The organism is Mycobacterium sp. PTI7 (assembly GCF_056679845.1).
Genome location: NZ_CM155252.1, coordinates 2,468,290 through 2,488,272, shown reverse-complemented (window position 1 = coordinate 2,488,272; position 19,983 = coordinate 2,468,290). Strand labels below are relative to the sequence as shown.

At 69.8% G+C, this 19,983-nt stretch carries 19 protein-coding genes and 1 tRNA gene; 10 read left to right on the top strand and 10 right to left on the bottom strand.

Features of this window, described 5'->3' with window-relative positions; translation table 11 throughout:
• Window position 1: 1 nt before the first annotated feature.
• From AC1MEY_RS11995 to aceE, 6 genes are all read right to left on the bottom strand, one after another.
• Window positions 2-1,255, bottom strand: coding sequence for a KasA/KasB family beta-ketoacyl-ACP synthase (locus AC1MEY_RS11995; protein WP_480230837.1), 1,254 nt, complete (start codon window positions 1,253-1,255; stop codon window positions 2-4).
• A 36-nt stretch (window positions 1,256-1,291) separates the two neighbouring features.
• Window positions 1,292-2,542, bottom strand: a complete 1,251-nt coding sequence (kasA, locus tag AC1MEY_RS11990) for a 3-oxoacyl-ACP synthase KasA (RefSeq protein WP_480230836.1) — start codon at window positions 2,540-2,542, stop codon at window positions 1,292-1,294.
• Window positions 2,539-2,832, bottom strand: a complete 294-nt coding sequence (acpM, locus tag AC1MEY_RS11985; RefSeq protein WP_163802061.1) for a meromycolate extension acyl carrier protein AcpM — start codon at window positions 2,830-2,832, stop codon at window positions 2,539-2,541. Before acpM ends, kasA begins: the two co-directional genes overlap by 4 nt.
• Window positions 2,833-2,908: 76 nt before the next feature.
• A complete protein-coding gene (locus AC1MEY_RS11980) occupies window positions 2,909-3,817 on the bottom strand; it encodes an ACP S-malonyltransferase (RefSeq protein ID WP_480231439.1) in 909 nt (302 codons plus the stop codon).
• A 148-nt stretch (window positions 3,818-3,965) separates the two neighbouring features.
• Window positions 3,966-5,237 (bottom strand): PucR family transcriptional regulator, encoded by a 1,272-nt coding sequence (locus tag AC1MEY_RS11975; RefSeq protein WP_480230835.1) that lies wholly within the window; start codon window positions 5,235-5,237, stop codon window positions 3,966-3,968.
• 48 nt (window positions 5,238-5,285) lie between these two features.
• The gene (gene aceE, locus AC1MEY_RS11970) at window positions 5,286-8,075 is read right to left on the bottom strand and encodes a pyruvate dehydrogenase (acetyl-transferring), homodimeric type (RefSeq protein ID WP_480230834.1); all 2,790 of its coding nucleotides are present in this window, start codon (window positions 8,073-8,075) and stop codon (window positions 5,286-5,288) included.
• Between the two features lie 149 nt (window positions 8,076-8,224).
• Here aceE and AC1MEY_RS11965 point away from each other — a divergent pair, with 149 nt between their 5' ends.
• From AC1MEY_RS11965 to AC1MEY_RS11940, 6 genes are all read left to right on the top strand, one after another.
• Window positions 8,225-8,800, top strand: a complete 576-nt coding sequence (locus AC1MEY_RS11965) for a hypothetical protein (protein WP_480230833.1) — start codon at window positions 8,225-8,227, stop codon at window positions 8,798-8,800.
• Window positions 8,801-8,892: 92 nt separating this feature from the next.
• On the top strand, window positions 8,893-9,315 hold the full coding sequence (locus AC1MEY_RS11960) for a DUF3052 domain-containing protein (RefSeq protein ID WP_480230832.1): 423 nt from the start codon (window positions 8,893-8,895) through the stop codon (window positions 9,313-9,315).
• 6 nt (window positions 9,316-9,321) lie between these two features.
• A complete protein-coding gene (locus AC1MEY_RS11955) occupies window positions 9,322-9,783 on the top strand; it encodes a redoxin domain-containing protein (RefSeq protein WP_480231438.1) in 462 nt (153 codons plus the stop codon).
• 46 nt (window positions 9,784-9,829) lie between these two features.
• Window positions 9,830-9,904: transfer RNA gene (locus AC1MEY_RS11950), tRNA-Val, on the top strand.
• 585 nt (window positions 9,905-10,489) lie between these two features.
• Window positions 10,490-12,304: a cellulase family glycosylhydrolase gene (locus tag AC1MEY_RS11945; RefSeq protein ID WP_480230831.1), complete on the top strand. Its 1,815-nt coding sequence runs from the start codon at window positions 10,490-10,492 to the stop codon at window positions 12,302-12,304.
• A 76-nt stretch (window positions 12,305-12,380) separates the two neighbouring features.
• Window positions 12,381-13,343 (top strand): cobalamin biosynthesis protein, encoded by a 963-nt coding sequence (locus tag AC1MEY_RS11940; RefSeq protein WP_480230830.1) that lies wholly within the window; start codon window positions 12,381-12,383, stop codon window positions 13,341-13,343.
• Here AC1MEY_RS11940 and AC1MEY_RS11935 read toward each other — a convergent pair.
• Genes AC1MEY_RS11935 through AC1MEY_RS11925 form a run of 3 tightly spaced genes read right to left on the bottom strand, consistent with a single transcriptional unit; the run spans window position 13,325 to window position 15,337 of the window.
• Entirely contained in the window at window positions 13,325-14,206 is an 882-nt protein-coding gene (locus tag AC1MEY_RS11935) for an SURF1 family cytochrome oxidase biogenesis protein (protein WP_480230829.1), read from the bottom strand. The genes AC1MEY_RS11940 and AC1MEY_RS11935 overlap by 19 nt on opposite strands.
• Entirely contained in the window at window positions 14,203-14,697 is a 495-nt protein-coding gene (locus AC1MEY_RS11930; protein WP_480230828.1) for a low molecular weight protein-tyrosine-phosphatase, read from the bottom strand. The genes AC1MEY_RS11935 and AC1MEY_RS11930 overlap by 4 nt, the downstream gene beginning before the upstream one ends.
• Window positions 14,690-15,337: an HAD-IA family hydrolase gene (locus tag AC1MEY_RS11925; RefSeq protein ID WP_480230827.1), complete on the bottom strand. Its 648-nt coding sequence runs from the start codon at window positions 15,335-15,337 to the stop codon at window positions 14,690-14,692. Before AC1MEY_RS11925 ends, AC1MEY_RS11930 begins: the two co-directional genes overlap by 8 nt.
• A 42-nt stretch (window positions 15,338-15,379) precedes the next feature.
• Here AC1MEY_RS11925 and cobC point away from each other — a divergent pair, with 42 nt between their 5' ends.
• The 4 genes from cobC to AC1MEY_RS11905 are packed head-to-tail and all read left to right on the top strand — an operon-like array spanning window position 15,380 to window position 19,366.
• On the top strand, window positions 15,380-16,390 hold the full coding sequence (cobC, locus tag AC1MEY_RS11920; RefSeq protein ID WP_480231437.1) for an Rv2231c family histidinol phosphate aminotransferase CobC: 1,011 nt from the start codon (window positions 15,380-15,382) through the stop codon (window positions 16,388-16,390).
• Window positions 16,387-17,508 carry a Nif3-like dinuclear metal center hexameric protein gene (locus AC1MEY_RS11915; protein ID WP_480230826.1) on the top strand — a complete coding sequence of 374 codons (1,122 nt, stop codon included), beginning with the start codon at window positions 16,387-16,389 and terminating at the stop codon, window positions 17,506-17,508. The genes cobC and AC1MEY_RS11915 overlap by 4 nt, the downstream gene beginning before the upstream one ends.
• Entirely contained in the window at window positions 17,505-18,242 is a 738-nt protein-coding gene (locus tag AC1MEY_RS11910; protein WP_480230825.1) for a zinc ribbon domain-containing protein, read from the top strand. Before AC1MEY_RS11915 ends, AC1MEY_RS11910 begins: the two co-directional genes overlap by 4 nt.
• Complete coding sequence (locus AC1MEY_RS11905) at window positions 18,239-19,366, top strand: bifunctional RNase H/acid phosphatase (protein WP_480230824.1); 1,128 nt, start codon at window positions 18,239-18,241, stop codon at window positions 19,364-19,366. Before AC1MEY_RS11910 ends, AC1MEY_RS11905 begins: the two co-directional genes overlap by 4 nt.
• On the opposite strand, the gene AC1MEY_RS11900 is transcribed toward AC1MEY_RS11905, so the two are convergent.
• A complete protein-coding gene (locus tag AC1MEY_RS11900) occupies window positions 19,367-19,954 on the bottom strand; it encodes a helix-turn-helix domain-containing protein (RefSeq protein WP_480230823.1) in 588 nt (195 codons plus the stop codon). It lies immediately after the preceding gene.
• Window positions 19,955-19,983 lie beyond the last annotated feature (29 nt).

Below are 19,983 nucleotides of genomic sequence, written 5' to 3'. Positions count from 1 at the left end.
ATCAGTACTTGCCGAAGGCGAGAGCGACGTTGTGCCCGCCGAATCCGAATGAGTTCTTGATCGCGTACGTGAAGTCGCCGCGTCGTGGCTCGCCGGCGACGACGTCGAGGTCGATCTCCGGGTCGAGGTTGCGCAGGTTCAAGGTCGGCGGGACCACTCCGTCCCGCAGTGCCATCACGGTGAGGACCGCTTCGACGGCGCCGACGGCGCCCACGGAGTGGCCCAGCGCCGACTTGGGTGCGTACACCGCAGGCCGGTTCGATCCGAGGGCGTTGTTGATCGCCTTGCCCTCCGCCACGTCGCCCACCGAGGTTCCGGTCGCGTGCGCGTTGACGTGGTCGATGTCGCCGGGGGTGAGGCCGGCGAGCTGGATGGCCCGGGTGATCGCCCGGCCGGCCTGATCGCCGGTGGGGTCGGGGGCCACGATGTGGTAGCCGTCGGAGGTGACGGCCGCGCCCATGAGGCGGGCGAGGATCTTCGCGCCGCGCGCCTTGGCGTGCTCCTCGGTCTCGATGACCATCAGTGCGCCGCCCTCGCCGAACACGAACCCGTTGCGGTCCTTGTCGAACGGACGGCACGCACCGGGCGGATCATCGTTGGTGGTGGACAGCACGATGCGCATCTGGGCGAACGCGGCGATCGGCACCGCTTCGATGCGGGTCTCGACGCCACCACAGATCGCGACGTCGGCCTCACCGAGTGCGATGCTGCGCCACGCGTTCGCGATGCCCTCCGAGCCCGACGCGCACGCCGAGACGGGGGTGACGACGCCGGCCCTGGCGTTGCGTTCCAGGCCCACCGCGGCGGCGGGCGAGTTGGGCATGTACGTCTGGACGGCCAGCGGGGAGACGCCTTCGACGCCCTTCTCGCGCATGCCGTCGTAGGCGTACAGGAGTTCCTCGCTCGAGCCCATGCCGGTGCCGATCGACACCATGAGGCGCCGCGGATCGACGTCGGGCGAATCGGCGTTCTCCCACGCGCGACGGCCCAGCACGGTGGCCATCTTCTGCAGGTAGGACAGCCGTCCCTGCTCCTCGGGCGTCAGATCGCCGTTGAAGTCCTCCAGAAGATGTCCACCGATGCGGACGGGTAGGTCGTAGAGGTCGATGAAGTAGTCATCCAGCGTGCGGATGCCACTCTGCCCGTCGAGCAGACGCTTCCAGGTGCTGTCGGCGTCGGTCCCCAACGCAGTCGTCATGGCGAAACCGGTGACGACCACGTTGGGCAAACCGTTGCCCGAGGACATCCGCGTCATTACTGCTCGAACACTCCCTCTCGGTCTGGCTATCGGTCAGTAGCGACCGAATGCCAGAGCGACATTGTGTCCACCGAAACCGAACGAGTTGTTGATGGCGTACTGGTAGTCGCCATATCGAGGCTCACCCGCGACGACATCGAGATCGATCTCGGGGTCGGGTGTCTCGTAGTTCAGTGTCGGTGGGATGACGCCGTCGCGCAGTGCGAGCACCGTCAGGATGGACTCCAGCGCACCGACCGCACCGATGGAGTGGCCGAGCGCCGACTTCGGTGCGTACACCGCGGCGTTCTGCACACCGGCGTTCCGGATGGCGTTGGCCTCGGCGACGTCGCCGATCGGGGTGGCCGTCGCGTGGGCGTTGACGTGGTGGATGTCCGAGGGGGACAGCCCCGCCGTCTCGATCGCACGCTTCATCGCGTATCCGGCGCGCAGGCCATCGGGTGCGGGCGCCACCATGTGGTAGGCGTCCGACGAGATGCCCGCGCCCATCAGCCTGGCCAGTGGCTTGGCGCCACGGGCCAGGGCGTGCTCCTCGGTCTCGATGATCATCAGCGCGCCGGCCTCACCGAAGACGAAGCCGTCCCGGTTCTTGTCGAACGGACGCGACGCGGCCTCGGGATCGTCGTTGCGGGTCGACATGGCACGCATCATCGAGAACGCCGCGATGGGCAGCGCCTCGATCATGCCTTCCACGCCACCGCAGACGGCGAAGTCAGCGTCACCCATGACGATCTGGCGCCATGCGTGAGCGATGGCCTCCGAGCCCGACGAACAGGCCGACACCGGCGTGATGACACCGGCGCGGGCGCCGAGTTCCAGGCCGACGACGGCAGCAGCACCGTTGGGCATGACCATCTGAACGGCGAGCGGCGACACCTTGCGGGGGCCGCCCTCGTTCATCGCGTCGTACATCTCGACGATCTTCTCGCCGCCACCGAGGCCGGTGCCGATCACGACCGAGAAACGATCGGGATCGACATCCGGCTTACCGGCGGACTCCCACAGCTGGTTGCCGACGTACTTCGACATGCGCTGCACGTAGGACATCCGTCGCAGTTCCAACCGGCTCATCAGCGGATCGAGGGGCTCCTTGAGGTGCCCACCGATCTTGACGGCCAGGTCCCACTTGTCGACGAACGGATCGTCGAGTTCGCGGATCCCGCTCTCGCCGGCCAACAAACCCTTCCACGTGCTGTCGATGTCCGCCGCCAGCGACGTGGTCGCGGTGACCGCAGTCACCACGACGTTGGGGAAGTTGCCGTTAGCAGTGGAAGGGCGGGTCACGAGGTGAACTTGTCGCGGAGTGCGGCGGCAGCCTCGGGGTTCTCTTCCTCGAGCTTCTGGATGTAGGCGACGACGTCACCGACGGTGCGCAGACCGGCGAGGTCCTCGTCGGGGATCTTCACGCCGTACTTGTCCTCGGTCTGCACGGCGATCTCCACCATCGACAGCGAGTCGATGTCCAGGTCGTCGACGAACGACTTCTCCGGGGTGACCTCGGAAGGCTCGATACCGGTGACCTCTTCGATGATCTCGGCGATGCCGGCGATGATTTCTTCCTGCGTAGCCACGATGGCTCCTTCTATTCGGTGATCGGCACGCCGGATTCGGCGTGCCCGGTGGGAACGTGCTGGTACGGGTGCTACTGGACTAGTACTCGGCGAGGCCGTCCAGGTCTGCGGGGGTCTTGACGGCGTGCGTCGGAACGCCCCGAAGTTCTCGTTTGGCGATGCCGGCCAGCGCCCCGGCGGGCGGGAACTCGACGATCGCGGCGACGTTCCGCTCACGCAACGTCGCGGAGCACAGATCCCAGCGGACCGGCTTGGTCAGCTGCGACACCAGCTTGGTCATGGCGTCGGCGGCGGAGGCGACCGGCTGGCCGTCGGCGTTGGACAGCAGCACGGTGGTGGGCTCGGACGTGGTGACGCTCTCGGCCGCGGCGGAGTAGCCGGGCAGGGCGGAAGCCATGAAGTGGGTGTGGAACGCCCCGGCGGTGGCCAGCTTGCGGACGCGCGCCTTCTCCGGCGGATCCTCGGCCAGCTTGTCCAGCGCCGACTGCGCTCCGGCGGCGACGATCTGGCCGGCGGCGTTGCGGTTGGCGGGCACCAGGTCGAGCGCCTCCAGGCGGGCGAGGACCTCGGCCTCGTCGCCACCCAGGACGGCGGCCATGCCGGTGGGCTCGGCCGCGCAGGCCTTGGCCATCTCTGCGCCGCGGGTCGCGGCGAGCTTCACCGCGTCGTCGGCGGAGATGACGCCCGCGATGGCGTAGGCGGCGATCTCGCCGACCGAATGACCGGCCACGACGGTCTGGGCTCCGGTGAGCAGGCCGCGGCGGGTCAGTTCCTCGTGGGCGAGCAGCGTGGCCGCGACGACGAGGGGCTGGGTGACCGCGGTGTCGGTGATCTCCTCGGCGGTCGCGGTGGTGCCGAGCGCGCTCAGGTCCAGGCCGCTGATCTCCGACCACGTCGCAAGACGGTCGGCCGCACCCGGCAGTTCCACCCACGGCAGCAGCATGCCCGGGGTCTGGGAACCTTGGCCCGGAGCGAGCAGCGCGAGCACGGCGTTTTGTGGCACGGATTAAGAGAACACTGTGAGTACGGCTTTACGCGGTGTAAGAGATTATGAACCTCGTCTTATGTTTTTGTGGGGAGTCCACAAAACAGCACGTGACGGGACCGCACCGTGATCGGAATGCGACGATTTATCCTCAAAGCGAAGCGGCCTGACCGGGCGGACGGGCTGTCAGCTGGATCACACCGGCATTTGTCGTGCTGGCATGCGTCGTCTGCCGACCGAGCCTGCCCAGGGTGGTGGCCACCCGCAGGATGTAGGCGTCGCGGGGGACCGTCGGATCGCGGCCCGTGAAGTCGGTGACCCGCTTGAGGCGGTACCGGACGGTGTTTGGATGAACGAACAGTTTGCGAGCACACGCCTCGATGGCACCCCCCGAGTCGAGATACGCGTCGAGCGTCTCGGCGAGCGCCGGACCCGCGTCGGCGAGGGGCCGCATGACCTCCGTCTGCAACACCGCGATCGCCGACCGGTCACCTGCGAGCGCGCGTTCGGGCAGCAGTTCGCGTGCCGGCACCGGCCGCGGCGCACCACTCCAGCCGGCCACTGCGTTCATGCCCGCGATCGCCTCGCTGGCGCTGTAGTGCGCGCCGGACAGCGACGTCGCGACGGGGCCCACCACCACCGGTCCGTCGCCGAACGCCTCCATCAGGTCGGCCAGGAACCTGTCGGTCGGTGACAGCTGGCCCGACACGATGGCCACCAGCCACGTGCCGTGCACGTCGGTCAGGGCGACGCGGTCGTGCCGGTTGACGATGGCGTGCACGTCTTCACTGGTCAGTTCGAGGCGCGCCGGGTTGGGCAGGCCGACGACCACCGTCGCGGGCGCCGTGGCGTCCCAGTTGAGCGCAGCCGCCTGCGACTGCAGTTCGGGTCCGATGTCACCGCGTACGACGGCGTCGACGACGTTGGCCTCCATGCGGGTGTCCCAGGCGCCGCGCGCCTCCGCGGCGTCGGCGTAGCCCGATGCGGCGGCGAACGCGAGGTTGCGGCTGTAGCGCAGGATCCCGACGGTGAGCGCCGTCATCTGCTCCGGGTTGCGCGCCAGCAGCGGCACGGCCTCCTCGAAGTGCTCCATGGTCACGCGCACCATGTCGACCGTCTGCCGCAGCGCGATGCGCCGGGTCAGCTCCTGGGGGACCAGCGCGAAGGCCTCGGCGGTGTAGCCGACGTCGCCGCCGGGATTGCGCATCCACTCGGCGAAGTTGACCAGCGCGGTCTGGACGACCAGCTGGACGCTGGCCCGCTGCGACGCCTCGAGTTCGGCGAAGAACGGCAACCGTTCGCCCATCACGTGGACGGCCTCGGTGGCCAGCCGCCCGGAGTGCTGCTTCACGCGTCGCTGCAGCGACTCCGGGACGGACGCCACCAGTTCCAGTGGCGTCCGTCCGGACGAGTTGTCGGTCACTCCTAAAAGCTACGCCGTTCTTATGGCACTAGTCCACAAACGGATCGCTCAGGCGCTCCCGGTGTCCTTGAACGAGACGCCCGCGGCCATGACGTCGTCGATCTGGTACTGCTTGGCCGCGGTCACCGCGACCGACGGGTCGATCTCACCGTCGCGTGCCAGCGCCGCGAGTACCGCCACCACGACCGACTCGGCGTCGGTGTTGAAGTAGCGGCGTGCGGCGGGCCGGGTGTCGGAGAACCCGAAGCCGTCGGTGCCGAGCGTGACGTAGGTGTTGGGCACCCACGGCCGGATCTGCTCGGGCACCGCCCGCATCCAGTCCGACACGGCCACCACGGGGCCCGCCGTGTCGGCGAGCACCTTGGTGACGTACGCCTGACCGGCCTGCTTGTCCGGGTGGCGCAGCGCCTCCCGGTCGAGCGCGACGCCGTCGCGGTTGAGTTCGCCCCAGCTGGTCACCGACCACACGTCGGCCGCGACGTCCCAGTCGGCGGACAGCAGGTCCGCGGCCCGCAGCGCCTCCGGCATCGCGACGCCGGAGGTGAGGATCTGCGCGACGTTGCCGCGCTTCTCCTTGGCCGCCCGGTAGCGGTAGATGCCGCGCAACAACCCGTCGGGATCGAAGTCCTCCGGCTCGGCGGGCTGGACGTAGGGCTCGTTGTAGATGGTCATGTAGTAGAAGACGTTCTCCGGCTCGTCGCCGTACATGCGTCGCAGACCCTCTTCGACGATGTAGGCGATCTCGTAGGCGAACGCCGGGTCGTACGTGACCACGGCCGGGTTGGTCGACGCGAGCAGCAGCGAGTGTCCGTCCGCGTGCTGCAAGCCCTCGCCGGTCAGGGTGGTGCGGCCGGCGGTGGCGCCGAGCACGAAGCCCTTGGCCATCTGATCGGCGGCGGCCCACAGACCGTCGCCGGTCCGCTGGAACCCGAACATCGAATAGAAGATGTACACCGGGATCATCGGCTCGTCGTGCGTCGCGTACGACGTGCCGACCGAGGTGAACGACGCCGTCGACCCTGCCTCGTTGATGCCCTCGTGCAGGATCTGGCCGATCTCACTCTCCTTGTACGCCAACATGAGTTCGGCGTCCACGGCGGTGTACAGCTGACCGTTGCGGTTGTAGATCTTCAGGCTCGGGAACCACGAGTCCATCCCGAAGGTGCGGGCCTCGTCCGGGATGATCGGCACGATCCGCTTGCCGATGTTCTTGTCGCGCAACAACTCCTTGAACGTGCGGACCGTCGCCATGGTGGTGGCGACCTCCTGGTTGCCCGACCCCTTCTTGAGCGCCTTGTACGTGTCGCGCGGCGGCAGCACGAGCTTCTTCATCTTCGTGCGCCGCTCCGGCAGGAACCCACCGAGCGTGCGCCGCCGGTCGAGCAGGTAGCGGATCTCGGGGGCGTTGGGCCCCGGGTGGTAGTACGGCGGCAGGTACGGGTTCTCCTCGAGCTGCGCGTCGTCGATCGGGATGCGCTGGGCGTCGCGGAAGTCCTTGAGGTCCTGCAGCGCCAGCTTCTTCATCTGGTGAGTGGCGTTGCGGCCCTCGAAGTGCTTGCCGAGCGTGTAGCCCTTGATCGTCTTGGCCAGGATGACGGTCGGCTGGCCCTTGTGCTCCATCGCGGCCCGGTAGGCGGCGTACACCTTGCGGTAGTCGTGCCCGCCACGCTTGAGGTTCCAGATCTCGGCGTCGGTCATCGGCTCGACGAGCGCCTTGGTGCGCGGGTCGCGGCCGAAGAAGTGGTCTCGGACGTAGCTGCCGTCGTTGGCCTTGTAGGTCTGGTAGTCGCCGTCGGGCGTGGTGTTCATCAGGTTCACCAGTGCGCCGTCGCGGTCGGCGTGCAGCAACGCGTCCCACTCGCGGCCCCAGACGACCTTGATGACGTTCCAGCCGGCGCCGCGGAAGAACGACTCGAGTTCCTGAATGATCTTGCCGTTGCCGCGGACCGGTCCGTCGAGGCGCTGCAGGTTGCAGTTGACGACGAAGGTCAGGTTGTCGAGCCCCTCGTTGGCGGCGACCTGGATCAGGCCGCGCGACTCGGGTTCGTCCATCTCGCCGTCGCCGAGGAACGCCCACACGTGTTGATCGGTGGTGTCCTTCATGCCGCGATCGGCCATGTAGTGGTTGAACCGGGCCTGATAGATGGCGTTCATGGGCCCCAGGCCCATCGAGACCGTCGGGAACTCCCAGAAGTCCGGCATCAACCGGGGGTGGGGGTAGGACGGCAGTCCGCCACCGGGATGGCTGTGCTCCTGACGGAAACCATCCAGTTGGTCGGCAGTTAGCCGGCCCTCGAGGAAGGCGCGCGCGTAGATGCCGGGGGAGGCGTGACCCTGGATGAAGATCTGGTCGCCGCCGCCGGGATGGGACTTGCCGCGGAAGAAGTGGTTGAAGCCGACCTCGTACAGCGCCGCCGACGACGCGTACGTCGAGATGTGGCCGCCCACACCGACTCCCGGCCGCTGCGCGCGGTGCACCATGATCGCGGCGTTCCACCGGATCCAGGCGCGGTACCGCCGCTCCACGTCCTCGTCACCGGGGAACCAGGGCTCCATCTCGGTGGGGATCGTGTTCACGTAGTCGGTCGACGTGAGCGCCGGAATGGCGACGCGCTGTTCGCCGGCACGCTCCAGTAGACGCAACATCAGGTATCGGGCGCGCGCCGGACCGGACCGGTCGAGCAACGCATCGAACGATTCCAGCCATTCGGCCGTCTCGTCCGAGTCGATGTCGGGCAGATACGATGCGACGCCTTCGCGGATGACGCGAACGCGATCGGGTTCCTTTGTGCTGCTTGAGTTTTGAGCCAGGTCTTGGCGCGCGAACTCGGTGGTCAACTTCCGCTCCTCGGTAGGCGGGTGTTCGGGCTCGTGGCCCTCGTGAACTGCAGGTCCATCGTCCTCCATCCTGCCTGAACCCGGGCACCTGGGTCGGCGTAGTGCGATGACCGGCGACGACTACCCGACCGGAGTAACGTCTGGTGACCGTGACCGGTCCACGGCTGCGGGCGCGAGGCCTGCGTGCCACGAGCGTCGCGGCCGGTGCCGTCGCCGCCGGGGCGATGATCGTCGTGGGCTGCCAGAGCATCACCACCGGCTCGCCGAGCCTGGACGCCGCCGACGTCCCCCTCTACCGCGCGTCGACGTCGTCGTCGCTCGCGGCGTCCTCGTCGAGTTCGGCGGCGCGGGAGTCGCAGCGCCAGGAGGCGGCGGTCAAGGAAGCCGTCCACACGTCGTGCGAGGCGCTGAGTTCGAGCAGCGTGGACGCGATCGCCGCCGTCAACGCCTACGTCGACGCGGTCAACCAGAACTCCGTGGAACTGGTGGCCAGGGCCGGTCCCGCGGTGGACGGACTCAACCGCACCGCCGACGTCGTCGCCGCCAGCATGACCGACCCGCTGAGCCAGGAACTGCGCGACGCGCTCAACGAATGGGTGGACTCGGCACGGGCCCTGTCCGTGGCCATCGGCAGCGATGCGCCGATGTCGGAGTTCAACGTTTCGATCGAGCGCGTGAACGTTTCACAGGACCGCGCGCTCGACCTCTGCGACGCCTTGTATTGACCAACTCGCGCGCCAGGCACGTGTGCTCGGCAGTAGCGTGCAAGTATAGGCCGACGAACCGGGGCGATCCCGCTGGCTGAAGGAGGACGACGGTGGTTGCGGCGGATTCGCCGAACTACGCCCGAAGGCTGGGCATCGACAAGGACCATGCCATCCAAGAACTTGGGTGGGACGAAGACACCGACGACGACATCCGGGCCGACATCGAGGAAGCCATCGGTGGCGAACTCCTCGACGAGGACGCCGACGAGGTGGTCGACATCGTGCTGCTGTGGTGGCGCGACGACGACGGCGACCTGGTCGACCGACTGATGGATGCGATCACGCCGCTGGCGGACGAGGGCATCGTCTGGGTGGTGACACCGAAGACCGGCAAGCCCGGCCACGTGCAGCCCGCGGAGATCGCGGAGGCTGCGCCGACCGCCGGGCTGGTGGTGACGTCGTCGGCCAATCTGGGCGACTGGATTGCCAGCCGACTCGTGCAGCCGAAGTCGAAGGCCGCCCCCAGGAGGTGACCGGCGCTGCTTGAGGCGGGCGTGCAGGCGCCGGACTTCACCATCAAGGATCAGTTCGGTCAGCCGGTGACGCTGAGCGCGTTCCGCGGGACGAACGTCCTCCTGGTGTTCTTTCCGCTCGCGTTCACCGCGGTGTGCCAGGGCGAGCTGTCCGAGATCCGGGACCATCCGGCGCGCTATCGGACCGACGACACGGTCACGCTGACGGTGTCGGCGAGCCCGCCGCCGGTGCACCGGGTGTGGGCCGAGCGGAACGGCTTCGACTTCCCGGTGCTGTCCGACTTCTGGCCGCACGGGGCCGTCGCATGCTCCTACGGGGTGTTCGACGCCGGCAGCGGCCTACCCAACCGCGGCACGTTCGCCGTCGACGGGGCCGGGACCATCGCGTTCGCCGAGATGAAGCAACCGGGCGAGCGGCGCGATCAGACCGCGTGGACCGACGCGCTGGCCGCCCTGCGCGCCATCTGAGGGATTTCCGCTGGGGCATCGGCGGCGTGTAAGTTGCCCCGAGCACGGGCGCGTAGCTCAGGGGTAGAGCTCTGGTTTTACACACCAGCGGTCGGGGGTTCGAAACCCTCCGCGCCCACCACCCTCGCCGTGTCGACGTCGGCGACGTAGCCCGTTTCACGGGTGCGCCCGTGCAGGCAAACCGCGACCAAATTGCGGAAGACGCCGCCAATCGTTTGCCAGATTGCGAGTGAACACTCGTTCGCCGGTTCTTCATTTCCTGGACTCCTGCGCCGATCTTGGTGCCCGTTGCACGGATGTCTCAGATATTTGACTACAGGGTCTAAGCAAACTGATGTCGTGCGTGAACGGCGTCACATCCGTCCCCAGACGGTAAACACACGACTTTGCCAGTTATGCATGATCTTGTCGAAAACGCTGCCATCCTGCACTGGTGTGGTCGGTAAACGAGCTGTTCAAGCTATATTTTTTCGTGCCCGTCAGGGTTAACGCTCGCGATACCTGGCTACCTAACTCGTGCAGGACTCTCCGTCGGGGGGGAGTCGAATGAGGACCACGAGCAAGGGACTGTGTCATGTGGCAAAGCAAAAATAATCGTTCGGACCGACCTGGCCAACCGCGCCTGGCGAAGCTCGTCGTCGTCGGCGTCAGCGCGGTCGCGGTATCCGCTCTCGGGGTCACGACGCTGATGCCTGGTTTGCAGCCGGTGAACCTCGACGTTGCCGAGGTGGCGGCGATCGACGATTCGAGCACGACCATCGGATTCGCCGACTCCGATCTCTACGGGATGACCCCCGCGCAGATCGACGCCCATCTCGACCAGATGCAGGCGATGGGCGTCAACAACGTTCGGGTCATGATCCCGTGGGCGGGCGTGGAGTTCTATCCCGGCTACTACAACTGGAGCACCGTCGACTACATGGTCAACGCAGCGGACTCCCGCGGGATGGGCGTCCTGGGCGTGCTCAACTCGACGCCCTACTGGGCGGTCACGCCGGGGACGCCACCGCTCAGCGGTGCCCCCGCGTCGCCCGCGGCCTACGGCGACTTCGCCGGCCTGGTCGCCGAGCGCTACGCCGGCAAGGTGGGTGCCTACGAGATCTGGAACGAGCCGAACGGGCAGATGTTCTATGCCCCCAAGCCCGATCCCGCCGGCTACACCGAGCTGTTGAAGGCCGCCTACCCCGAGATCAAGGCCGCCGATCCCGACGCCACCGTCGTCGGCGGCGTGACCGGCGCCGTGGTCGACTACGGCGACTTCACGATGAACCCCGTAACGTTCATCGAGGGCGTCTACGACGCAGGCGGTGCCGACTACTTCGACGCCCTGTCCTTCCACCCGTACCTGTACTCGCTGCCGTTCTCGGAGGGCACGCCCTACCCGGAGTCGCCGATCACCCAGCTCGAGCGGATGCGCGCCGAGATGGTCGCCAACGGTGATGCCGACAAGCTGATCTGGGCAAGCGAGTACGGCCAGCCGACCTCCGAGGTCGACGAGGCCACCCAGGCCGCGTATCTGCGCGACATGCTGACCACGTGGAGCGACCTGGGCTACACGGGGCCCGCGTTCGTGTGGACGCTGCAGGACCGCGCCACGGGGAGCACCGACCCGGAGGACACCTTCGGGGTGATCCGCTCCGACGGCACCTGGAAGCCGGCGGCCTACGTAATCCGCGATTTGGCGACGTCGGCGTCGACGACGCCCGAGGTGGCCCGGATGGCGCTGACGATGCCGAACGTCGAACAGACCGCGGCCCCGGAGGATCTCGCCATGCTGACGAGTCTCGCCGCGACGGCACCGGCCGAGCCCGCGACCGCTGCGTCGCTCGCACCCGTGACGCCGATGGACGCGATGATGAACCTGGCCGCGTCATCGCTCGATGCGAGTGTGCAGGCGGCTGCGACGTCGCTGGCGCAGTTCGGCCAGGCGGCGGCCACCCAGCTGGCGCAGATGAATGCCATGGTCGCGACCGCGATGGAGCCGACGCCGACCGTGTCGCCCGCCGATCCGTCTCCGTCGTCGATTCCCGCGACGTCGCCGACCTTGGACGGCCTGCGCGCCGCGTCCCCGGTCGAGGCCACGCCCACGGAGTCCGCCGCGCGCGCCGTGTCGCCCGCCGATGCCATTCCGACGCAGGGCATCTCGGACAGTGCGGCGCCGGAGAGCGTGCTCGAGACGACGGGGCCGGAGTCCGACGTGGAGACGGGTGACGCTGCGGCGGCGGCCGCAGCAGAGGCGGCGACCTCGGCAACGCCCGCCAGCTCTGCGGCACCTGCGACGCCCGCCACCCAGGCGAAGCCCGCGACACCTGCGACGCCCGCCACCCCGGCGAAGCCCGCGACACCTGCCACAGAGGGCGCGGGTACCGCGACCGCCGGGCAACCGTCGTCGACCCGTGCCGAACGTCAGCAGGCCCGTGCCGACCGGCAGCAGGCGCGCCAGGACCGCCAGCAGGCGCGACAGGACCGGTCGTCCGATCGGAAGGCTCCGGAGCGGAAGCGCGCCGACCGCGTGCGGTGACGCCCTCGGCACCGGGGCAGGCGGGTCGACGACCCGCCTGCCCCGGTGTGGGTACGCCTCGTGAGACGCTGCCGGGGTGTTCGGACAGAGGAATCGAGGTCGCGCCGCAGGCCTCGCCCTCGGTTACCTGGCCGACGTGGCGTTCGGCGACCCGCGGCGCGGGCACCCCGTCGCCCTGTTCGGCAGTGCGGCGGCAGCGCTCGAACGCATCACGTATGGGGATCGGCGCGACGCGGGCGTTGCACACACCGGGGCGCTCGTCGGCGTGCTGCTGGCGGCAACGGTGGTCGCAGACCGGGCCGCTGCGCGACGGGGACCGGAGTGGACCGCGCTGCTGACCGCACTCGCGACGTTCACCGCACTCGGCGGAACCTCGTTGGCGAGAACGGGTTCCGAGATGTCCGGCCGCGTGGTCCGCGCCGATCTGGACGGCGCCCGCGACCTCCTGCCGTCGCTGTGCGGGCGCGATCCGGCGTCACTCGACTTCTCCGGCATCACGCGCGCAGCCCTCGAGTCGGTGGCCGAGAACACCTCCGACGCCACGGTCGCCCCGCTGTTCTGGGGAGCCGTCGCCGGCGCGCCGGGAGTGCTGGCCTACCGGGCGGCCAACACGCTCGACGCGATGGTCGGATACCGGTCACCGCGCTATCTGCGATTCGGTTGGGCCGCAGCGCGACTCGACGACGTCCTCAACTACGTGCCGGCCCGGCTGTGCGGAGTGCTGGTGGCCGCGTGCGCGCCGCTGACCGGAGGGTCGGTGCGCGGTGCGCTCGGCGCGTGGCGCCGCGACGCGGCACGACATCCGAGTCCGAACGCCGGCGTGGTCGAGGCGTCCTTCGCGGGCGCGCTGGGTGTCCGACTCGGTGGACCCACGCAGTACGCGCACCGTCTGGAGATCAGGCCGACGCTCGGCGACGGCCGCGTCCCCGAGGTCCGCGACCTCGAGCGCTCGGTGCGGCTGTCCCGGGCCGTCCAGGCCGCCACGGCGGCCGTGGTGGTGCTGGCGACGGCCGGACTGGCTCAGCCGCGACGGCCGTAACGGTCGGCCAGCTTCTCGTCGGTGGTGAGGGGCTTCGGCGGATCGTCCGGATCCGGCGGCGACGCCGATCCGCCCGGGCGACCGGCCTTCTCGAGGCGACGCTGCTTGTACTCGGCGAGCACGAAGTAGCCCACTCCGACCGGCGCCACGATGCCGAAGGCGATCCACTGGATGCCGTACGACAGGAACGGCCCCGAGTCCAGATGGGGCAGCGGGATGACGCCGAGGCCACCCGGCTGGTCCTCGACCAGCTGCAGATAGGACCCCGTCAGCGGCGTGCCGGTGACGTCACTGATCTGGGCGGTGTTGATCGAGTAGACCTGCAGCGTGCCGCCCTCGCGGAAGGGCGCCTTGCCCAGGGCGAGCAGCTCGGAGTCGCGCAACCGGGCGGTGATGCCGACCGTGCCGGTCGGTGCCGCGGCGATCTCGGGCACCTCGTTGCCCTTCTCCGGCTTCACGTACCCGCGGTCGACCAGCACGGTGGGGCCGCCGTCGACGGCGAACGGCACCAGCACCTCGAAGGCGGGTTCCCCGTCGATCGACCGCAACCGGGCCAGGACCTGCCGGTCCGGCTGGTATCTGCCGGTCGCGGTCACCCGCTTCCAGGCGTCGTCGGGTGCGGCCGAATCCTGCTGCGGCAGAACCGACGTCACCGGCACCGAGTCGGCCGTCAGGGATGCCGAGATCTGGGCGTTCTCGCGGGTGGTCTTCGTGTTCTTGCCGAGCTGCCACGGCGCCAGAACGGTGAAGCAGAGGTAGGCGAACCCGATGACGACGACGTAGAGCGCCAGCCACTGGGGCCGCAGGAGGAAGGCGAAGCGGCGGGCAGGAGCGAAGCGACCCGGGGAGTGGGCCGGCCTCACGCGGTCACCCGCTCGGCGAGCCGCTCGTCGACCCAGGCGTGCAGGCCGGGCAGCGACGTCTCGATGACCGCGAACACGTCCTCGAAGTCGACGAGCGTTCCGTAGTACGGGTCCTCGACGTCGTCGGGGTGGGCCGCCGACCGTGGGTCGAACGACCGCAGCATGCGCAACCGCTCCGGCGGCACGCCCAGGTCCTGGAGGATCCGGGTGTGGTTGCGACCCATCGCGACCACGAGGTCGGCGGCGAGGTGGTCGTCGTCGAGTTGAGCGGCGCTGTGGGTGGACGGGTAGCCGCGGTCGACGAGGACCTGCGCGGCGCGACGGTCGGCGCCGTCACCGGCGTGCCACCCACCGGTGCCCGCACTGCTCACCCGGACGACGCCGGCGAGCCCCCGCTCGTCGATCTGGTGGGCGAACATCTTCTCGGCCATCGGCGAGCGGCAGATGTTGCCCGAGCAGACGAACGTCACGTGCAGGACCGGATCAGACACCGAGCACCTCGCGCAGGTCCTCGACCGTCGACACCCGACCTGCGGGCTGCATGGCGTCGGGGTGGTCGAAGTCACCCGATCCGTACCCCCACGACACCACGATCGTGTCGATGCCGTGCGCCGCGGCGCCCATGACGTCGTGGTCGCGGTCACCGATCATCAGCACGCTGTCGGGTAGCGGCCCGAGCTGTGCGAGGGCGTGGGCGACGACGTCGGCCTTCGAGGACCGCGTACCGTCCACGCTGGCGCCCGCGACGACCTCGAAGTGGCCGTCGAGGCCGAAGTGCTCGACGATCCTGCGCGCCATCGGTTCGGACTTCGACGTGGCCACCGCCAACCGGACGCCCTTGGCCCGCAGGTCCGCGAGCAGGTCGGGGATGCCGTCGTACACGCTGTTGATGGACCATCCGCGGGCCGTGTAGTCGGCGCGGTAGGCGGCGAACGCCTCGTCGGCGCGGTCACCGAGACCCATCCCCGACAGCGTGACGTGCATCGGAGGGCCGACGATCAGCGACGCGAGGTCGCCGTCGGGCACGTCGGCGCCGATCTCGCCGAGGGCATGGCGGAAGCTCGCCACGATGCCGCCGGCCGAATCGGTCAGCGTGCCGTCGAGGTCGAAGATCACCAACTGGGGACTCACGCCTCCATTGTCGCCGACTAGGGTCGTGCTGTGGCAAGGCAGATGCGCACGGCGGCGCGCTACCACGGCGATGAGGCCGCGGGGCACGGCATGCTGGACTTCGCCGTCAACGTCCGCGGCGCCGCCCCGCCGCCCTGGCTGACCGAGCGGCTGGCGGCCCGATTGCACGAGCTGGGCCGCTACCCGAGCGCCGAGGACGTGCGTCGCGCCACCGACGCCGTCGCCGCGCGGCACGGCCGCCCCCGCGACGAGGTCGCTCTGCTCGCCGGCGGTGCCGAGGGCTTTGCGCTGCTGCCCAACCTGCGGCCTCGACGGGCGGCGCTGATCGCGCCGTCGTTCACCGAACCCGAGGCGGCGCTCGCCGCGGCCGGCGTGCCGATCGACCACGTCGTGCTCGAGGCGCCCTTCACCCTCGACGCGGCGCGCGTACCCCGGCAGGCGGATCTGGTGGTGGTCGGCAACCCCACCAACCCGACGTCGGTGCTGCATCCCCGCGAGCAGGTGCTGGCGTTGCGCCGGCCGGGCCGGATCGTGGTGGTCGACGAGGCGTTCGCCGACGCGATCCCCGGCGAGCCCGAGTCGCTGGCCGCCGAGAGCCTGCCCGACGTGGTCGTGCTCCGCAGCCTCACCAAGACCTGGGCGCTCGCGGGCCTGCGGGTGGGCTACGCGCTCGGTCACCCTGACGTGCTCGCCCGACTGACGGCCACCCGGCCGCACTGGCCGCTGGGCACGCTGCAGCTCGAGGCCATCGCCGCCTGCAGCAGTGACACCGCCGTGGCAGAGGCCCGGCACGGTGCCGCGCGCCTGCTGGCCCTGCGGTCGGAGATGGTGGCGGGTTTCACCGCGGCGGGCATCGACGTCGTGGCCGGCAGCGCGCCCTTCCTCGCGTTCACCGTCCCCGACGCCGAGCTGGTGCGAAAGCGGCTAAATGGCAACGGCATCGCGGTGCGGCGCTGCGACACGTTCGTGGGAATGGACGATCGGTACCTGCGGGCGGCGGTCCGCCCCGAGTGGCCGGTGCTCCTCGAGGCGATCGTCGAGGCGATGCGATGAGCGTCCGGCTGGGCGACGTCATCGACGTCCTCGACGACGCGTACCCGCCCGCGCTGGCCCAGGACTGGGATTCGGTGGGCCTGGTGTGCGGTGATCCGGACGAACCGGTCGAGTCCGTCACCGTCGCCGTGGACGCGACCGCGGCCGTCGTCGCCGACGTCCCCGAGGGCGGGCTGTTGCTGGCACACCACCCGCTGCTGCTGCGCGGCGTCGACACCGTCGCCGCGGACACCGCGAAGGGCGCGCTGCTGCACCGCCTGATCCGTTCGGGCAGCGCGCTGTTCACCGCCCACACCAACGCCGATGCGGCTGCCCCCGGGGTGTCCGACGCGCTCGCCGAGGCGCTCGGCCTGGTGGTCGAGGGCGTCCTCGACCGGGAATCCGACGGTCGCCGACTCGACAAGTGGGTGTTCTACGTGCCCGGCGCGAGCGCCGACGCGGTCCGCGAGGCGGTCTTCGCCGCCGGGGCGGGCCGGATCGGCGACTACTCGCACTGCTGCTGGACCGTCGAGGGCACCGGTCAGTTCCTGCCGCACGAGGGTGCATCGCCGGCGATCGGCACCGTCGGCGCGGTCGAACGCGTCGCCGAGCAGCGCATCGAGGTGATCGCACCGGCCGGTGTACGCGCCGCCGTCCTGGCGGCGATGCGCGCCGCCCATCCCTACGAGGAACCGGCGTTCGACGTCCTTCCCCTCGCGCCGCTGCCCACCGGCACCGGGATCGGCAGGGTGTGCGCGCTGCCCGATCCGGAACCGTTGTCCGCCTTCGTCACCCGCGCCGCCGGGGCGCTGCCCCGCACGACGTGGGGCGTGCGCGCCGCCGGCGACCCGGACGCGCTGGTGTCCCGGGTCGCGGTGTGCGGTGGTGCCGGCGACTCGCTGCTGGACGCCGCGGACGCCGCGGGTGTGCAGGCGTACCTCACCGCCGATCTGCGGCACCACCCCGCCGACGAATACCGGCGGGCGTCGGACGTGGCACTGATCGACGTCGCGCACTGGGCCAGCGAGCAGCCCTGGTGCGGGCAGGCGGCGGACATCCTCGAACGACACTTCGGCACGGCACTTCCGGTGCGGGTGAGTTCCATCCGCACCGACCCCTGGAACATCGGAGAGCAATGAAGGCAGATGTTTGGCAACAACACTCGTTGGTGGAGTTGACCGCACTCGACGCCGAGATCGGTCGTCTGGACCACCGCGCGAAGAACCTGGCCGAGCAGCAGGCGCTCGACGCCGTGGCCGCCGAGCACCAGGAGGCGAGCGACAAGCTGGCCCTCGTCGGGATCGCGTTGGAGGACCTCGACGGCGAGGTGGCGAAGTACGAGTCCGAGATCGCGTCGGTGCGCCAGCGGGAGGACCGCGACCGCACGATGCTGCAGTCGGGCACGGTGAACTCCAAGCAGCTCACCGATCTCCAGCACGAGCTGGAGACGCTGGAGCGCAGACGGGCCAGCCTCGAGGACGACGAACTCGAGGTGATGGAACGCCGCGAGCGGCTGCAGGAGGAGCAAGCCGAGAAGCAGGGCGGGGTCGACGAACTCCGGCAGGCCGTCGACACGGCACGCGTCGCCCGCGACGAGGCGCTCGTCACGATCGACGTGGCCCGGCAGAAGGCCCTCGACCGGCGGGGCGAGATCGTCGGCGGCATCGACGCGGCGCTGCTCGCGGTCTACGAACGTCAGCGCGCCAACGGTGGACCCGGCGCCGGGGTGCTGCAGGCCCGCCGCTGCGGTGCCTGCCGCATCGAGATCGACCGGACCGACATGGCGCGCATGTCGGGACTGCCCGAGGACGAGGTGCTGCGGTGCCCGGAGTGCAACGCGATCTTGCTGCGGCAACCCGGCTCGTTCTCGTGAAGGTGATAGTCGAGGCCGACGGGGGATCGCGTGGCAATCCCGGTCCGGCCGGATACGGCGCCGTGGTGTGGTCGAAAGGCCGCGACAGCGTGCTGGCCGAGCGCAAGGAGGCCATCGGCACCGCGACCAACAACGTCGCCGAATACCGTGGCCTGGTCGCAGGATTGGAGGCGGCCGCCGCGGTGGGCGCCACCGACGTCGCCGTGTCGATGGACTCGAAGCTCGTCGTCGAACAGATGTCCGGCCGCTGGCGGGTCAAGCACCCGGACATGATCCCGCTCAACGAACGGGCCCGCGCGGCCGCGGCGGGATTCGATCGCGTGACCTACTCGTGGATCCCGCGCGAGAAGAACTCGCACGCCGACGCACTGGCCAACGCGGCCATGGACGAGGCCGCGGGCATCGCCCGGCCGGACGCGGTGGCACCAGCCGACGGCGGGGCGACCGTCACCGACCCCGTCGTCACGTCCACCGCGGTGCGGACCTCGCCCGCGGGCTGGACCGGCGCGAGCGGCGCGCCGACCCGCTTCCTGCTGCTGCGCCACGGGCAGACGGCGCTGTCGGTGCAGCGGCGCTACTCCGGCCGGGGCAACCCCGCACTCACCGAACTCGGCCGCGCCCAGGCCGACGCGGCAGCGGCCTACCTCGGCGAGCGGGACGACATCGCCGCGGTGATCAGCTCGCCGCTGCAGCGCGCCCTCATCACGGCGGACGCGGCGGCGCGCCGGCTCGGCCTCGAGGTGACCGTCGACGACGACCTGATCGAGACCGACTTCGGCGACTGGGAGGGACTGACCTTCGGCGAGGCCGCCGAGCGTGATCCCGAGTTGCACCTGCGCTGGCTGCGCGACACCAGTCTGCCGCCACCCGGCGGGGAGAGCTTCGACGACGTCGCCGTCCGGGTGCGCCGGGCGCGCGACCGGATCATCGCCGAGTACGGCGACGCCACCGTGCTCGTCGTCTCCCACGTGACGCCCATCAAGACCGTGCTGCGCCTCGCGCTGGACGCCGGCGAGGGCATCCTCTACCGGCTGCACCTCGACCTGGCGTCGCTCTCGGTGGCCGAGTTCTATCCCGACGGTGCGTCGTCGGTGCGCCTGGTGAATCAGACGTCGTACCTGTAGTCAGGTCCGCACGTGCATGCGCTCGCCGTGCGGACCGAACAGCGCGATGGCCTCCACCGGACCGTCGACGACGCCGAACCAGTGCGGCGTCCACGTCGAGAACTCTGCTGCCTCACCGGGTTTGATGACGAAGTCCTGATCGCCGAGGACGAGCCGCAGGTTGCCCGAGAGCACGTAGAGCCACTCCTGGCCGTCGTGCACGGGTAGCTCCTCGGGCGGGGTGCGGCGGCGCGCGCTGACCCGGATCTTGAACGCGTGGAGTCCACCTGCCGGGCCGCCGCGGGTGAGCGGCCAGTACGTGACGCCGTGGGCGGTGTGGGACGCCCCGCGCACCCGCGGATCCTCGGCCTCGGGCGCGCGCATCAGCTCGTCAGTGGTGACCGACAGTGCCGACGCCAGCCGTGGCAGGTGATCGAGTGCGAGCCTGCGCTTCCCGGACTCCAGGCGGCTGAGCGTCGAGACGTCGATGTCGGCGCGGGTCGCGACGTCCTCGAGCGTCAGTCCGCGCTGGGTGCGGATCTCGCGCAGTCGGCGTCGTACCCGGAGGTCGACGTCGTCCGTGGTCTTCGTGGGGCCGCTTGCCTGCATGGCAAATCAGCTTGGCATCGATCGCGGGA

Excerpts from the sequence above, each read along its gene's own strand:
- AC1MEY_RS11995 (WP_480230837.1), bottom strand. The coding sequence starts at position 1,255 with ATGACGCGGATGTCCTCGGGCAACGGTTTGCCCAACGTGGTCGTCACC.
- cobC (WP_480231437.1), top strand. The coding sequence starts at position 15,380 with ATGCGCACGGCGGCGCGCTACCACGGCGATGAGGCCGCGGGGCACGGC.
- AC1MEY_RS11915 (WP_480230826.1), top strand. The coding sequence starts at position 16,387 with ATGAGCGTCCGGCTGGGCGACGTCATCGACGTCCTCGACGACGCGTAC.
- AC1MEY_RS11910 (WP_480230825.1), top strand. The coding sequence starts at position 17,505 with ATGAAGGCAGATGTTTGGCAACAACACTCGTTGGTGGAGTTGACCGCA.
- AC1MEY_RS11900 (WP_480230823.1), bottom strand. The coding sequence starts at position 19,954 with ATGCAGGCAAGCGGCCCCACGAAGACCACGGACGACGTCGACCTCCGG.